Origin of the sequence: Anabaena sp. FACHB-83 (assembly GCF_014697485.1) — a bacterium.
Classification (GTDB): domain Bacteria; phylum Cyanobacteriota; class Cyanobacteriia; order Cyanobacteriales; family Nostocaceae; genus Nostoc_B.
In genome coordinates, this window is the sequence record NZ_JACJRY010000002.1 from 23,227 (window position 1) to 38,154 (window position 14,928).

A 14,928-nucleotide genomic window follows, 5' to 3' on the forward strand; every position below is an offset into this window, starting at 1 on the left:
TATCTTCTTATTTACAATAGATATTTTCCTTATGGCTTTTCCTTAATTGTTACTAATCCATGTATCCCTAGTGCTGTGATCACACCTCCCAACAGTCCCCATGTACCATCGGCGAATACGTTGATGCGATGAATAAAAGCCCGATGGTAAGCGTATTCTAATTGTCTATCATTGACTTTATTTTCTTCTACTAGTTTCTGCACATAATTTTCAGCTTTGCCTAGTGCAGCATAGTCTAAGTTAAACCAATAAAGTGATATTCCTACTACCGCCAAGCCTGGAAAAACCAAGGTAATTAACAAAATTGCTATACGTGATTTCATAAAACTTTCGGAAAACTAACTATGATCACCACCTTTAACTTTAGTGCGATCGCCACTGTGGGACAAAATTAGTCATCTTATCTTGAGCAAAACACCAGAATTTTGGGAATACTCATAGTGTTTCGCAGCATTGGCTTGGTTAGGCTCACGCTATGAGAGCATTAAAAATCATTTTTCTGGGATTTGCTTATGTTTTATGTGTTGGGTTGGTATTAATTTCCCTATCGGCGGGATATGCAGCAACATCAGACTCCGTGGATACCTTGCGACAACAGCAAGAACAAATTAATCAAGAACGCCAGAATGTGATTCAGGAACGCGATCGCTTGACAAATTTACATAATGCTGCAAAAAACCGATTAACAGGTATCAATCAAAATATCAATACCACAAATAATCAAATTCAAGATAGTGAATCGCGGTTAGCCCAAGCAACTCAACGCCTGCAAAAGCTAGAAGCTGATTTAGCCGTGGCGCAACGTAACTACGAAGAACGACAAATCGCCACAGTCGCTAGGTTGCGTTATCTCCAGCGATCGCACGCTAGTCAAGGCTGGGCAGTTTTAATGCAAAGCCAAAATATCAGTGACTTTATCAGCCGTCGTCACCAACTAAAGTTAGTCTATCAAGCAGATCAGAAAATTTTAGCTAAACTCAATGTCCAAGCACTACAAATTAATCAGCAAAAAACTGATGTAGAACAACAAAAAAATGAAATTGCCTTAATTCGTCAGCAATTACTCTTACAAAAAGCCGATTATCAAGCTCAAGCGCAGTCACAAGCAGAATTACTTCAACGGTTAAATAGCGATCGCCTCGCCCTAGAAGCAGCCGAAAATCAATTAGCAAAAGACTCCCAAAATTTAGAAAACTTAATTCAAGAAAAAGTCGCCGCCTTAGAAGGACGCAGCAAAACCAACAGCCGCAATAGTGTGATCATTCGCGGTACAGGTGTGTTTGCCTATCCCAGCAATGCACCTACTAGCAGTCCCTTTGGCTGGCGGATACACCCAATTCTCGGCTATCGTCGCTTTCATGCAGGTTTGGATTTTGCGGCTAGTTATGGTAGTACAATTCGCGCCGCCGATTCTGGAACTGTCATTTTTGCCGGATGGTATGGTGGCTATGGTAGAGCCGTAATTATTGACCACGGTAACGGATTGACTACACTCTACGGACATAGTAGCGAATTGTTTGTTTCGGAAGGACAGGGAGTACAGCGCGGACAAGCGATCGCGGCTGTTGGTTCCACAGGCTTTTCTACCGGGCCACACCTGCATTTTGAAGTGCGTCGCCGTGGTACACCCATCAATCCGGCTGATTTTCTTTAATGGTCTGCCAACTTAATCACAACTATGCTATAATCCAGAAGACTAAGGGCGCGTGGCTCAGTGGATAGAGCAACAGATTCCGGTTCTGTGGGTCGGGGGTTCAAATCCCTCCGCGCTCGTTGTGTTGTACATTAACTAATTATTTGTCCGCGTTGAAGAATTGTAGATCATAACTACACCTCTGCTTCTGTTCGCTGAACGACTTGTACCGATCAAAGTCGAGGCGCTACTTACATATCTGTATCATTTTTCCAGTCAAATGGTACAAAGTCAGACATATTCACTTTTGTAATCAAGCAAATAATACCAATTTCAGAAAAGAATGCGACAGATAGAAATTAGGAAAGTCTTACTGGAGCTATATTTCTTAATTGCGTTAGCGCAGCGTTAGCGAGCCTGCGATAGCGAAGCGTTAGCGAGGAACGAGCGTCGCGTCATTGCGAATTGTGAATTGCGAATTGGTAGAATTTTTCTAAACTCAGATTCCGCAGATATTATAGCCTTTCCTAGTTTGCTGAGGTACAAATTTATCTGCGTCCATCTGCGGTTAATTATTTTTGCTTGTACTTCACTAGAATAAGAAACGCTATAAATCCGCCTTAATATCTGCGGAATCTAGCTTTTATCTATCGAGAGTGATTCAAGAAAGTTATTGCAAATTCTGAATTCTAACTCCTGAATTCTGTTGTAAATGTTCAACAGCCCAGTCGTGCATTGCATAAAGGATCGGTTTCAGACTTTCCCCCAAAGTTGTGAGTGAATATTCTACTTTGGGAGGGATTTCAGCATAAACTTGTCGATGTACTATCCCATCTTCTTCCATTTCTCTGAGTTGCTGAGTCAACATTTTTTGTGTGATTCCCGGTAAACTGCGTTGCAATTCACCAAACCGTTTGACACCAGTTATTAATTCTCGAATAATTAAAACCTTCCAGCGTCCACCAATTACTTTGAGGGTAGCTTCCACCTCACAAGTTAACCTGCGATCGCTTTCTGCTTCTGCTTTCATAGTAACTTTATTAGTGGAGGTGAAGAATACTCAATCACTATAATATTTCATCGTGATCTGTTCTAAAGAAGCGACAGGAAAAATCAATCCGGTTTTTTTTGTCGGAGGATTCAACGTTTTGAATACCCTATCCCAAAATCCTTGAATTCCATAGTTCCTCTTGAAACAAGTATGGTGAAGATCATGAAAATCTGATGGTACGAAAAATATGGATAAAGAACTATGTCCCTCTAAATTATAAGCATTGCCGATAATAGTCCAGGCAAGTAGTTGAGTAATATCATACCCAAAAATAAAGATAGGTAAAAGGTCTGTAATAGTAACAATTATATATTCAGTCAAACTTTTATGCCCAGCTACAAAACTTGAGGAATCAGCAAACTCATGGTGTTTAAGATGGATTTTCTGGAAAAATTTTCTGTGAAGTAGCCAATGAGAAACGTAAAAGCAGAAATCAGCTGCAATTATTCTCATCAAAAACCATCCAAAGTTTAAGAGCCAGCTATTCCCTCTAGTCACCTCTGGCGCTAGATAAAGGATAATTAATGCTGCTATAAAACTCCTAAGTTCTCCAATAATTATACCTTTTGCTGTAAAGACAGGAAATGATTGTTTTTTGACTTTCTTCGCTCTGACAGTCAAATGATCTCTCAAACTACCATTCTGTTTAATGACTTTTTCGATAAAAAAACCAATACTATAAAACGAGACAGAAGCAGTCATCCAGTATAACAGTACCTGGGTGATAAAGTTAAGTTCAATATTGTGTAATAACCAATAAAACATTTGCTGAATAATTGTGCAGCTAATAGCAATTTTTAGGTAGAATTCGACCTCAAAACAGAAATCAAAAAATTTTTTCATCCCTGTATCCTATTGAATGTGATACAAATTTTGTATACAAGCTATGATATGTTCGCCTCTATAATTTAGGGATTATATGCTCAAAGCAACGATTTATACAGGGATTCTTTGAAATAATTTTACATTTCGTCAATTGGCATCATAAACTTGCTAAATTATCCACGCAGCTGCAAAAAAATCACGTTCGCACAGCATAGCGTAACGGTAAGTTGAATGAACCAAAGCGTGATTTGTGGCGTAGTTATCCACCAAACTTTCTAATTGCTGAGTTAGTGGTTGAAAATCTGCACTACTGTAAGTCCGAATCCAATCTGCATATTGATGATGGGGAATACCATGACAAGCTAACTGTTCCCCCAAAAAAGCATATAAACGCATACAAGGTGACATCGCCGCCGCCGTTATCCCAACGTCACTACTCCAAGCTGTAGCCAACAAAAAATCTGTGTAACGGCGGGTAGCAGCGCCTGGTTCTACAGAGTGTAAATTAACTCCCCACTTGGCTGCATAGTTTTGATGTAGTTTTAACTCGGCTAAAACTCCACCGACTAAATTGTGAAATATATTAAAACCTTTCCAGTCTGGTGCTTTAGCTGCGGCGATGCTGTAAGCACGGGCGAAAGCTTCTAAGAAAAAAGCATCTTGTCCCACATAGTAAGCAAATTTAGACGCTTCAAGTGTACCATCAGCGATACCTTGTACAAAAGGATGCTCTAGACAAGCTTGCTCTAAATCTTGATTTGCCACCCATAATTCATAAGATAAAGTCATTGGTCATTTTCCAGCCTACACCCTTACACCCAGTTACCACAGAAAATCTTTGTGAGTAAGTCCATATAGTAAAAGAGGCAGATATATCTTTTGCCTCCGGTTAGACTGCTTTAAGCAGTTCAGTAATATTTCCAAAACTGATTTTGACACGTATGTATGTAATTTGCAATGCTTATGCAACACTGAGTTAAATTTCATCACAGGTTACAGGTGATGGATGATCTGTGGATGACCTAAATTACAACACTTTTACCAAAAGATTTGCTTTGTAAACAAACCTAGGAGAGACATAATTAATACTATGCCTCTCCTAGTTTCAGAGTATTGATGTCCCTCACACTAGCGGTTCGGAACTCTGGAAGATTTGGACAAACTTTAGTCAAACCGAACTCTGTGTAGCTTGTTTTTTAGTCGCTCTACTACCAACCAGCACTAGCTGTGTCTCTGGACAAGCTGTTGTGCTTTGACGCTCTGTAATTTACAGTTGCCAATAATATTTGATTCACAAAGTCAGGACTTGTGGACAATTAAAAATTAAAAACCACAAATTGGATTTTTAATTTTTAATTTCTCCATTGCTAGTCTTAATTTGTGGTTTGCGCTGCTAACATCTGCTTCAGCTTTTCTAGTTCAGATGCCCAACGGGGATCTGGACGAATTGCATCTGAGTCTGTTGTGCTAGTAGTTTCACGTCCACCACCGCCGCGTTTAGACTTCTTAGAACCTTTGTCACGACGATTGCTTTCTTTGTTGCTGCTAGGAGTGGGGTTGCTGGCAGCTTTTGGCGCTGGTTCTTCGCCTTCATCACCCTTGGTACGGGGCAATGCTTTTTCTAGCTTAATGGGGGTATCTTTGAACAACTGACCATTATATTTTTCAATAATTTGATCAGCTTGTTCGTCATTGTTGACGGTTAAGAAACCAAAACCACGACATTTACCAGTTTTCCGGTCTTTGATTAATTTCGTGGTGACAGCATCACCCTCGGCGGCAAAAACCGCTTGCAAGTCTTGGCGATCTATTTCTTCTTTTGGCAAATTGCCTATGTATAGGCGAACGGACATGAACTATACCTCCAGAGTTTAATGAACGAAGCAAGGCAAGAGAACAATCACTTGGTTTTGGCTGTTAATTAAATAGATGCTTTTGATTAAATTTGCCATCAACCAATTTTTTTTACTCCAAACTGTCAACTTATACAATACAGTTTTTCGTTTGGATAAAGCTTGTATATTACGAAAGCGCATACAACGCTCAGTTAATACCACCTTAATTCTAAAATTTGTAAATTTATTAGCTTACTGTCTGCCACAGTAAACATTTTTTTTGATGTCCTTGCCCGCAGAATTCAACACCATTCCTTACATTATCACGGTATCTTCTACGTAGCTAGTTCAGAACACACATTTCCGATTATATTGCGAATCGATAGTAACATAAAATACATTTTTTTCTCAAGGGCGAATATCAGAAACAAAAACCAGCCAATGGCTGGTCTAGCTGCTGCTGTGTTGGGAGGATAAAAGAGGCATTGGCGCAAGCATCTAACAACAATTACTTAGGCGGAATGCTAAGTTATGTTGGTTGTTAAATATATTGTTAATAAATGTAACACTTGTAAAGAAATGTTGCAAGTTTTGTCATTAGTCATTTGTGATTTTTCCCGACTCCCAACTCCCTCAATTTTGACTAGCCCATGAGAAAAATATAAGCACCCCAAGCTTGGGCGGCTACGGCTAAGATGGTAGACCAAATGGGATGAGGGCTATGAATAGTGGTTCCTGTTTGAGTTTGGACGGTGTGGATATCCAGCCAAGGTGTTGCGCCGCGTCTGAACCAGCCTGTGACGGTAATTTGTCTACCAATCAAATCTTGCAGTTGGGTTTTCTGCCCCAAGCATAGCCAAGGAACGTGGTGTAACTTCACTAAACCTGTGCTGGATTGTAAGATTAAGTCTTGGGCAAGAGCGTTGGCTGTACCTGGACGACCTAGTAATTTGCCAGCCAGACAGACACTAGTGCTATCAATGGGGATGGCAGATGGATTAGCTAATAAGTTCGGTAAACTTTGATCAGTTTGCCCTATTGCAGTTTTGAGATTCGGGAAAAAACTATTCATCCGAATAACCAAGCCAATGCTAAAACCAATCAGTAAGCAACCACTGACAAAGTTCCAATCTTCATAAATCCATTTCAAGTTTAAAAATTTGAGGCTAAAAGCTGTTTGCCAACTCATCCAAATCAAACCCGCAAAGCCAAAACCTACGGGAATGCCTAAAAAGGGAGAGATTTGCAGTAAGAATGATTGGCGTGTAGTTTTAATAAATTGTTCGGTGCTGAGATGTAGTTCGGTTTCTATGTGCCAGTGACGGGCAATTTGACACAGCCATTGAATGCGCTGACCGATGGGTGGATGGCTATTATTAATGGCTAACCAGTGACGATAGGGATTGAGATAATCCCAGAACAAGGCTGATTCAAAGGGGATATGGCCAGCAATGCTACCCAAAGTTAAACTTTGTTGATAGCTAACAGGCATGAGCAGATTCAAACTTTCGAGCTGACAATTGGTGTGTTGTACTTGTTGAATGTCATGTGCAGTACCGATCGCAATTTTTAAGAAAGCTCGAATTAAGGCATTAGGATTACCAGTGATTTCGGCTGCGAGGCGATCGCTATAATAATGACGTGAGCGCGACAACCATAAAGCTGTCCCAGTCAATAAACACCAGATTCCATAAGTCAGACTGGAAAATATATTAAACGGCCACTGCCAAAAACCAGGAGGAACATTGTTTCCCCACTGAGATATTTGCTGATATAAACGATAAATCGGCAAAGTCACCAGCAATACCAATGACATCACTAAATAATCACCGTGGGCAATGTGTCCCAATTGAGTAGCATAAATCACGGCAATTTCATCATCTGCCAGTTGATTTAACAGCCCTTGACTGACGACAATTCGGGCATTACGGGGCAGATTGCCATAAGTGAAAGCAATGGGTGTATTGATGGGGATAATTCGCAGATGGGGTAATTGCCAACGTTTTTGCTGACAGTAACGTTGCAGGACTCTGGCTGTTTCTCGGCTGCGGCTGTGTAAGATATCTTTGGATAGGGGTTGCTGACTACAAAATCGCCCTAGTAACCAATCAAGTAACCAAGGGGAAACCGCACTGGCGATCATCAAAATGCCAATTACTACTAGCTTGGGGTCGCGGTAGAAAAACTGCAATGGTTCCAAATACGGCAACTTGTCTAAAATTAAATTTACCGAGACCATTGCTGACTTGAAAAAGAAGTCTATCACCCAAAACAAAGCCACAAGACTTCCCAGGGCTTTTAAGCGTAAGGGCAGTAATTTCGGTTTACGTAGAGGTTGCCAGACTTTGGCGCGTTTTGCTTGTCGCCAATAAATATTTAATCGCTGAGTTGGTGTATATTCAGCCGATTCTATAAATTGATTTTGTGATCCGACAGGTGTTTCGATAAAAGTATTTTGATAATTCCCTGATTGTGCGGTTTTTTCCAGCACAGGCTGTTGGACTCGTCTGGATGACACCGCCGATGAATTGCCGGAGTTTGTTGGTTGTTTTGATGTTTGTGAAGATACTTTTTTTGTTTTTTTACGTTTTGTTAAATGTGTCAGAGCGCGTTCAGCCCACTCTTGAACTTGGGGATTTTGGCTATCTCTGAGAGTTTGACACAAAGCGATCGCCTTGCGGGCTTCACCAGTCCGGGCATAAGCCATAACTAACCCCACACGAGCTTGTAAGCTAGTAGTGCTATTGCCTTTACTACTAGCCACAGGTTCGAGTTGAGCGATCGCTGTTTGGTAATCTCCCTGCTTGAGGGCAGTTAAACCAGCCTCCAAAGATGATTCAGCGCGTGAAGGCATAGAATTTCTGGCACTCCAATCTCTGCTAACTGACAGAATAAGGTAAAAGGAAAAAGGCAAAAGGCAAAAGAAAGAAGAACAAAATTGCTCGCTAGTCACTAGACTGCTGCGCTTGAGATATGTGAATTATCTTTTTACTTTTCACTTTTGACTTTGAATCCACGGTGATATGACAACGCGACCCCGCGATGCCGTGGACATCAACTATACCCGATAAATAGGAATCAGGAGTCAGAATCTAGAACTCAGGAGTCAGAAGTCAGGAGTCAGAATGAATTTATTCTGAATTCTGGATTCTGACTTCTGCATTCTGTTTCAAGATTCCACTGATGATTGACCATAAAATACCGGGGCGATCGCGCTTAATTTTAAATCTGGATGGTCTTCTAGTAACTGATGGCAATTCCATTCATTGCGGAATAGTAACACTGGCCGATCCATACTGTCTTTGACTGTGGTGGTGTTAAATAAACGTCCCACCTTGTTCAAAGCTTCCCAACCACCTTCTACCCAACGGGCGACGCTGTAGGGTAATAAATCGAGAATTGTTTCTACGCCATACTCGTTCTGTAGGCGAAACTGCACCACTTCAAATTGCAACTGACCCACCGCCGCCAAAATTGGTTCGCGTTTAGCTTCATCAGTTGAGTACATAATCTGCACAGCACCTTCTTCGCGCAATTCCGAAATCCCTTTTTGAAATTGCTTAAACTTTGAGGGGTTGGGGTTTCTGAGGGTGGCAAACAGTTCTGGTGAAAAATATGGAATTCCCTCGTATTCCAATTTCTGCCCTGTGTAAATGGTATCGCCGATCGCAAACACGCCGGGATTGTTTAAGCCGATGACATCACCTGGATATGCGACATCAATCGATTCCCGTTCTTGGGCAAAGAGTTTTTGCGGACGCGATAAACGTACGGCTTTGCCTGTGCGGGCGTGATTGACTGTCATATCTTTTTCAAATCTGCCAGTGCAGACCCGGACAAATGCGATGCGATCGCGGTGTTTCGGGTCCATGTTGGCTTGCAATTTGAACACAAAACCCGAAAACTCAGGATATGTGGGCGGAACTTCCCCGACGCTGCTATTGTGAACACCTGGTTTTAAGGCATAGTCGAGAAAAGACTTGAGGAATAACTCTACGCCAAAGTTGGTCATGGCGCTACCAAAGAACACTGGGGTCATTTGGCCTTGATGCACTAATTCCAAATCTAATTCCGGGCCGACTCCCTCTAACAGTTCCAAATCATTTTTCAGTTGGTGGTACAAGTCTTCTTCTAGCAGCTGTTCAATTTTGGCATCACCCAAATCAACAACAGTATCACGGGCTTCTTTGCTACCGTGGGCGCTGCGTTCAAACAAGTGAATTTGTTGTTGCTGACGATCAAAAACACCCTTAAAGCGATCGCCCATTCCAATCGGCCAATTCACAGCATAAGTCTGCAACCCTAGTTCCTGTTCAATTTCATCTAACAGTTCTAAAGGTTCTCTACCCGGACGGTCGAGTTTATTTACAAAGGTGAAAATCGGCAAACCCCGCAATTTACACACTTCAAATAATTTACGGGTTTGCGGTTCCAAACCTTTCGCCGCATCAATTAACATCACCGCATTATCAGCAGCAGCCAGAGTCCGGTAAGTATCTTCGCTAAAATCTTGGTGTCCAGGGGTATCTAATAAATTAATCTGACAGTTTTGGTACTCAAACTGTAAAACCGTCGAAGTAATCGAAATACCCCGTTGCTGTTCCATCGCCATCCAGTCGGAAGTAGCCTTGCGCTGCGCCCGTCGTGCTTTCACCGCACCAGCTTCGTGAATTGCACCTCCGTACAACAGTAGCTTTTCTGTCAGCGTCGTTTTCCCCGCGTCAGGGTGCGAAATAATCGCAAAATTGCGTCGCTGTTCTACGGCTTGATGAAGTTCTGACTGAATTTCAGTTGACATAATTGACCTAAATGTATTACTTACCCTTGTTACTTTACTTAACTTAATTTTTCTCTACTTTAGTAAGTCTTTTAATCTTAAAACAACGAGGCTCGTGATAGGGTCAAAAAGTGCTGAGTGCTGAGTGCTGAGTGCTGAGTGAGAGTAGACAAGGTAGAAAGATTGCTCCCGTCCCTTGTCCCCCTTGTCTCCCTTGTCTCCCCGCCCCCCTAACCTCTAACCCCTCAAAGGAAACAAGTATGTACGACCCAGATAAACGCAAGATTTTTTCTGCCTTGTGTCACGCAGCGATTTTCTTCAGTACGCTTTTTATGTCTGTGGGGATACCGATCGCTATGCTATTCATTGCTAATGATCCGGTAGTCCTAGAAAATGCCAAAGAATCTATTAATTTTCACCTGAATGTTTGGATTTATGGAATTATTATTACAGCATTGCTCTGGTTAACTTTTGGTTTGTTATTCCCTCTAGTATTCCTCGGATATGCGCTGCATTGGGGATTAACAATTTGGGCGATCGCCAGTGTGCTTACCAAGCCAGATAAACCCTTCCGCTATCCCTTCATTTTCCGTGTTCTATAACACAGTCAGGGTAATTGCTAATAAAAACTTGAACATTGTTAACAAAGAAATTCGCAAAACTTTCTGCGGTTTAATGTTTTTAGATCAGAATTAAAAATTAATAATCTTTCTGCCCAAACTGTTAGCTAGATGAAGTAGCAACCAAGTTGTAGAATACAAAATTGCCCTACAGCTTCATCAAGAGTAGGGCAAAGGACAGTTAAGCACTGTTTGTAGTCTGTCTGACAGTAGTAGAGTTTTTCTCTACTTTTGTGCCGCTTTGACTTGTGTCCATTACATCGTTTCCTTGACAAAAACTATGTTTCCCATACAACGTCCCCGTCGTTTGCGTAGCCACCCCCAACTGCGTCGGATGGTACGTGAAACCATCCTGACAACCAACGATTTAATTTACCCCCTCTTTGCTGTACCAGGTGAAGGAATTGCCAAGGAAGTTAAATCTATGCCGGGAGTCTACCAATTATCGGTAGACAAAATTGTGGAAGAAGCCAAAGAAGTTTACGACTTAGGCATTCCCGCCATTATTTTATTTGGCATTCCCGAAGATAAAGACGTTGATGCTACTGGTGCTTGGCATGATTGCGGAATTGTCCAAAAAGCTGCCACTGCGGTAAAAACGGCAGTTCCCGACCTGATTGTCATTGTTGATACCTGCTTGTGTGAATACACCAGTCATGGTCATTGCGGTTACTTACAAGTGGGTGATTTAACCGGACGAGTCCTCAACGACCCCACCTTGGAATTGCTCAAGAAAACCGCCGTTTCTCAAGCCAAAGCTGGTGCAGATATCATCGCGCCTTCAGGGATGATGGATGGTTTTGTCCACGCAATTCGGACTGCATTAGACGAAGCTGGTTTCCAAGATACACCCATTTTGTCTTATGCTGCTAAGTATGCTTCGGCTTATTATGGGCCTTTCCGCGATGCGGCTGAGTCCACACCCCAATTTGGCGACAGAAGAACTTATCAAATGGACCCTGGAAATAGTCGGGAAGCCATTAAAGAAATTGAATTAGATATTGCTGAAGGTGCGGATATGCTCATGGTTAAGCCTGCATTGGCTTACATGGATATTATCTGGCGGGTGAAGGAAGCAAGTAACTTACCTGTTGCAGCTTACAACGTTTCCGGTGAATATTCCATGATTAAAGCTGCCGCTTTGAATGGCTGGATAGATGAAGAGCGTGTAGTTATGGAAACTTTAACTGGCTTTAAGCGTGCTGGTGCAGACTTGATTTTAACTTACCATGCCAAAGATGCAGCTAGATGGTTGCGGTAAGTGTCTTTTCTGAGTTATGTAGAAATCTCACGCCAAAATGCAAAGGCGCAAAGTATTTCTTTGTGTTTTGGTGTTTGGGCGTGGGATTATTTTTTGGGTATTTAATCTCCATTCTCAATATAGCGACTTTCACTTGAGCAGAATACAAATTCATCCGCGTTTATCTGCGTCTATCTGCGGTTAATTATTTTTCTTGTACTTCACTGATTCGAGAACCGCTATCTTGTTGTTTACGATTAATTAACTAACCTAAACGACAGCCATTATCTATATATTCTTGCATTTTATTTTGACTTTTCTTTAAACTGTCATTGGGGGATAATATCTCAATCACAAAATCAGGATATAAAGGAATGAATCTTTCTTTTTGTTCTTGAGTCAGTGCATCCCAACGAGATTTTTCTATCCAAGAAACATCATTCTTACAATAACTTGCAGCATCAAGCCTTAACTCAAAAGTCTCAGGAGTATTTGAGCATCATGATTGTCAATATACTCTCAATGGTGATGCGTAAATGCAGCTAGTCATAGATATTAGGACTAATATTTGATTTTTGAAATGTACATAGGATGTGTTATCGGCGAGAGTACGGCATCTAGCACCAAGTTTTGGATGCGTTACGGCTTACGCCTAACACACCCTACACATACGACTCAAAAGCAATGACTAATTAAAAAACATTAAACTCTATTAGAAGAAATCAACAATCACTCATTTCCATATCATCCAGGTGGTATAAAAAAATTATCAATATACTTTTAAGCAATTACTAATCGCAACCATAGCAAAATCGTTATGAAATTTAATTATCTATTAACACCCGCACTGATTGGCGTTTCAGTTGCTATTGTGCAACCGCAGGCTGTAGCCCTTTCTTCAACGGAAGTTAGCAAAATTGCGAAAGCAATGACGGTGCTGATTGAAAATCAAAATGGTTCTGGTTCTGGGGTAATTGTTCGCCGTGAGGGTGATACTTACACGGTATTAACTGCTAAACACGTCGTCGAAAATCCAGATAAATATGCAGTTATCACGCCTGATGATAGCCGTTATGAGTTAAAGTACGACACGGTGAAAAAGTTACCAGGAATAGATTTAGCTATTGGGCAGTTTACCAGTAGTAAAACTTATCCTGTGGCAAAGTTAGGCAACTCTGATGACATTAGTGAAGGTGCAACATCTTATGTGGCGGGGTTTCCTCAGCCCAGCGCGGCAATTTCTGTCTCAATTTACAATTTTGTGGAAGGGCGGATCACGGCTAATGCTTCCAAAGCCCTGCGGGATGGTTATGCTTTAGTTTACAATAACGACACGCTACCGGGAATGAGTGGCGGCCCGGTGCTGAATGACAAAGGTGAATTAGTGGGGATTCACGGTAGAGGTGACACCGCCGAAAATTATCAAATTTCTGATAAAAATCCCGATGTAATTATCAAAACTGGGTTTAATTTGGGGATTCCAATTAATACTTTTTTGCGAACTTTACCAAAAGCTGAGGTGGGTGCTGTCAGTCAGCCTACGCCCACCGCACCAAAGGCAGATGATTTTTATATTCAGGGCGGAGATAAGTATAAAAAAGGTGATTATCCAGGAGCGATAGAAGCTTACAATCAAGCTATTCGCCTGAATCCTCAGTATTCTTATGCTTACAATGATCGGGGAAATGCGCGTTATTATTTGGGTGATAAACAAGGCGCTCTGAAAGATTACAACCAAGCTTTAAAAATTAATCCTGAATATGCTTTTGCTTATTACAATCGTGGCAATATTCTGTATGATTTTGATGATAAGCCGGGGGCGCTGGCTGATTATAACCAAGCGTTGAAACTGAACCCTAATTATTCTTCTGCTTATAATAATCGTGGTAATGCCCACTATGCTTTGGGAGATAAGCAAAAGGCTTTGGCTGATTATAATCAAGCCATTAAAGTTGACCCAGGGAATGCGGAAGCTTATTACAATCGTGGGAATACTCGCGCGAGTTTAGGTGATAAGCAAGGGGCAATAACTGATTACAATCAAGCGATTAAAATTAACCCTAACTATGTTTTTGCCTATAATAACCGTGGTAATACTCGCTATGATTTAGGTGATTATCAAGGCGCGATCGCAGATTATTCCCAAGCTGTGAAAATCAACCCAAATCATTCCTCAGCTTACAACGGTAGGGGCAATTCTCGTTATTATTTAGGTGATAAGCAAGGGGCAATTACTGATTACACTTTAGCTTTAAAAGCTAGTCCGAATAATGCTGAAGCTTATTATAATCGGGGAAATGCTCGCTCTGATTTGAAAGATTTACCAGCAGCGATCGCAGATTATAACCAAGCAATTAAACTCAATGCTAATTATTCGTCTGCTTACAACGGCAGAGGTAACGCCTTTTATTATTTAGGTGAAAAGCAAAAGGCACTTGCAGATTATAGCCAAGCCATCAAAATCGATACCAATAATTCCGAAGCTTATTATAATCGCGGCAATGTTTATTTTGATTTAGGCAATAAGCAAGGCGCGATCGCAGACTATACCCAAGCGATTAAAATTAATCCCAATTATGCTTACGCCTACAATAATCGTGGTAATGCTAAGTATGATATTAATGATTTGCAGGGAGCTTTGACCGATTACAATCAAGCCTTGAAAATTATCCCGAATTATACCTTTGCTTACTACAATCGCGGCAACGTTTACAGAAACTTGGGAGACTTAGAAGGTGCGATCGCTGATTATAGTAGAGCGATTAATATTGATGCTAACTATGCCCAAGCTTACCATAACCGGGGTTTGGCTCGGTATGATTTAGGCGAAATACCAGCAAGTATCACTGATTTGGAAACGGCAGCGAATTTGTATAAAATGCAAGGAAACACAGCCGCTTATCAGCAAGTATTAGAACTAATTAGAAAAAATCAGCGTTAGCAAGGA

The 14,928-nt window shown here is 41.2% G+C and carries 11 protein-coding genes, 1 tRNA gene and 1 pseudogene; 5 read left to right on the plus strand and 8 right to left on the minus strand.

What is annotated here, in order from left to right; all coding sequences use genetic code 11:
* Positions 1 to 29 precede the first annotated feature (29 nt).
* Entirely contained in the window at positions 30 to 323 is a 294-nt protein-coding gene (locus H6G79_RS02310; protein ID WP_190591807.1) for a hypothetical protein, read from the minus strand.
* A gap of 152 nt (positions 324 to 475) precedes the next feature.
* Here H6G79_RS02310 and H6G79_RS02315 point away from each other — a divergent pair, with 152 nt between their 5' ends.
* A complete protein-coding gene (locus tag H6G79_RS02315; RefSeq protein WP_190591808.1) occupies positions 476 to 1,654 on the plus strand; it encodes a murein hydrolase activator EnvC in 1,179 nt (392 codons plus the stop codon).
* 46 nt (positions 1,655 to 1,700) lie between these two features.
* A tRNA-Arg gene (locus tag H6G79_RS02320) sits at positions 1,701 to 1,773 on the plus strand.
* A 530-nt stretch (positions 1,774 to 2,303) separates the two neighbouring features.
* Here H6G79_RS02320 and H6G79_RS02325 read toward each other — a convergent pair.
* The 6 genes from H6G79_RS02325 to prfC all read right to left on the minus strand — a co-directional run bounded on the left by H6G79_RS02325 (position 2,304) and on the right by prfC (position 10,142).
* Positions 2,304 to 2,663 (minus strand): helix-turn-helix domain-containing protein, encoded by a 360-nt coding sequence (locus tag H6G79_RS02325; RefSeq protein ID WP_190591809.1) that lies wholly within the window; start codon positions 2,661 to 2,663, stop codon positions 2,304 to 2,306.
* A 30-nt stretch (positions 2,664 to 2,693) separates the two neighbouring features.
* A complete protein-coding gene (locus H6G79_RS02330; protein ID WP_190591810.1) occupies positions 2,694 to 3,527 on the minus strand; it encodes a sterol desaturase family protein in 834 nt (277 codons plus the stop codon).
* Between the two features lie 150 nt (positions 3,528 to 3,677).
* Positions 3,678 to 4,298, minus strand: coding sequence for a TenA family protein (locus H6G79_RS02335; RefSeq protein WP_190591811.1), 621 nt, complete (start codon positions 4,296 to 4,298; stop codon positions 3,678 to 3,680).
* 584 nt (positions 4,299 to 4,882) lie between these two features.
* Complete coding sequence (locus H6G79_RS02340; RefSeq protein ID WP_190591812.1) at positions 4,883 to 5,362, minus strand: RNA-binding protein; 480 nt, start codon at positions 5,360 to 5,362, stop codon at positions 4,883 to 4,885.
* A gap of 625 nt (positions 5,363 to 5,987) precedes the next feature.
* Positions 5,988 to 8,198 carry a M48 family metallopeptidase gene (locus tag H6G79_RS02345; protein WP_190591813.1) on the minus strand — a complete coding sequence of 737 codons (2,211 nt, stop codon included), beginning with the start codon at positions 8,196 to 8,198 and terminating at the stop codon, positions 5,988 to 5,990.
* A gap of 315 nt (positions 8,199 to 8,513) precedes the next feature.
* The gene (gene prfC, locus H6G79_RS02350) at positions 8,514 to 10,142 is read right to left on the minus strand and encodes a peptide chain release factor 3 (protein WP_190591814.1); all 1,629 of its coding nucleotides are present in this window, start codon (positions 10,140 to 10,142) and stop codon (positions 8,514 to 8,516) included.
* Positions 10,143 to 10,381: 239 nt separating this feature from the next.
* Here prfC and H6G79_RS02355 point away from each other — a divergent pair, with 239 nt between their 5' ends.
* Complete coding sequence (locus tag H6G79_RS02355) at positions 10,382 to 10,723, plus strand: DUF4870 domain-containing protein (RefSeq protein WP_190591815.1); 342 nt, start codon at positions 10,382 to 10,384, stop codon at positions 10,721 to 10,723.
* 298 nt (positions 10,724 to 11,021) lie between these two features.
* Positions 11,022 to 12,002: a porphobilinogen synthase gene (gene hemB / locus H6G79_RS02360; RefSeq protein ID WP_190591816.1), complete on the plus strand. Its 981-nt coding sequence runs from the start codon at positions 11,022 to 11,024 to the stop codon at positions 12,000 to 12,002.
* A gap of 247 nt (positions 12,003 to 12,249) precedes the next feature.
* On the opposite strand, the pseudogene H6G79_RS02365 reads toward hemB, so the two are convergent.
* Positions 12,250 to 12,444 (minus strand): annotated as a pseudogene (locus H6G79_RS02365) (Uma2 family endonuclease); the annotation flags it as partial.
* 354 nt (positions 12,445 to 12,798) lie between these two features.
* Between H6G79_RS02365 and H6G79_RS02370 the strand changes: the two are divergent.
* Positions 12,799 to 14,922, plus strand: coding sequence for a serine protease (locus H6G79_RS02370; protein ID WP_190591817.1), 2,124 nt, complete (start codon positions 12,799 to 12,801; stop codon positions 14,920 to 14,922).
* Positions 14,923 to 14,928 lie beyond the last annotated feature (6 nt).

Coding starts and splice junctions, on each gene's coding strand:
- H6G79_RS02315 (WP_190591808.1), top strand. CDS start 476: ATGAGAGCATTAAAAATCATTTTTCTGGGATTTGCTTATGTTTTATGT.
- prfC (WP_190591814.1), bottom strand. CDS start 10,142: ATGTCAACTGAAATTCAGTCAGAACTTCATCAAGCCGTAGAACAGCGA.
- H6G79_RS02330 (WP_190591810.1), bottom strand. CDS start 3,527: ATGAAAAAATTTTTTGATTTCTGTTTTGAGGTCGAATTCTACCTAAAA.
- hemB (WP_190591816.1), top strand. CDS start 11,022: ATGTTTCCCATACAACGTCCCCGTCGTTTGCGTAGCCACCCCCAACTG.
- H6G79_RS02355 (WP_190591815.1), top strand. CDS start 10,382: ATGTACGACCCAGATAAACGCAAGATTTTTTCTGCCTTGTGTCACGCA.
- H6G79_RS02310 (WP_190591807.1), bottom strand. CDS start 323: ATGAAATCACGTATAGCAATTTTGTTAATTACCTTGGTTTTTCCAGGC.
- H6G79_RS02370 (WP_190591817.1), top strand. CDS start 12,799: ATGAAATTTAATTATCTATTAACACCCGCACTGATTGGCGTTTCAGTT.
- H6G79_RS02340 (WP_190591812.1), bottom strand. CDS start 5,362: ATGTCCGTTCGCCTATACATAGGCAATTTGCCAAAAGAAGAAATAGAT.
- H6G79_RS02335 (WP_190591811.1), bottom strand. CDS start 4,298: ATGACTTTATCTTATGAATTATGGGTGGCAAATCAAGATTTAGAGCAA.
- H6G79_RS02325 (WP_190591809.1), bottom strand. CDS start 2,663: ATGAAAGCAGAAGCAGAAAGCGATCGCAGGTTAACTTGTGAGGTGGAA.
- H6G79_RS02345 (WP_190591813.1), bottom strand. CDS start 8,198: ATGCCTTCACGCGCTGAATCATCTTTGGAGGCTGGTTTAACTGCCCTC.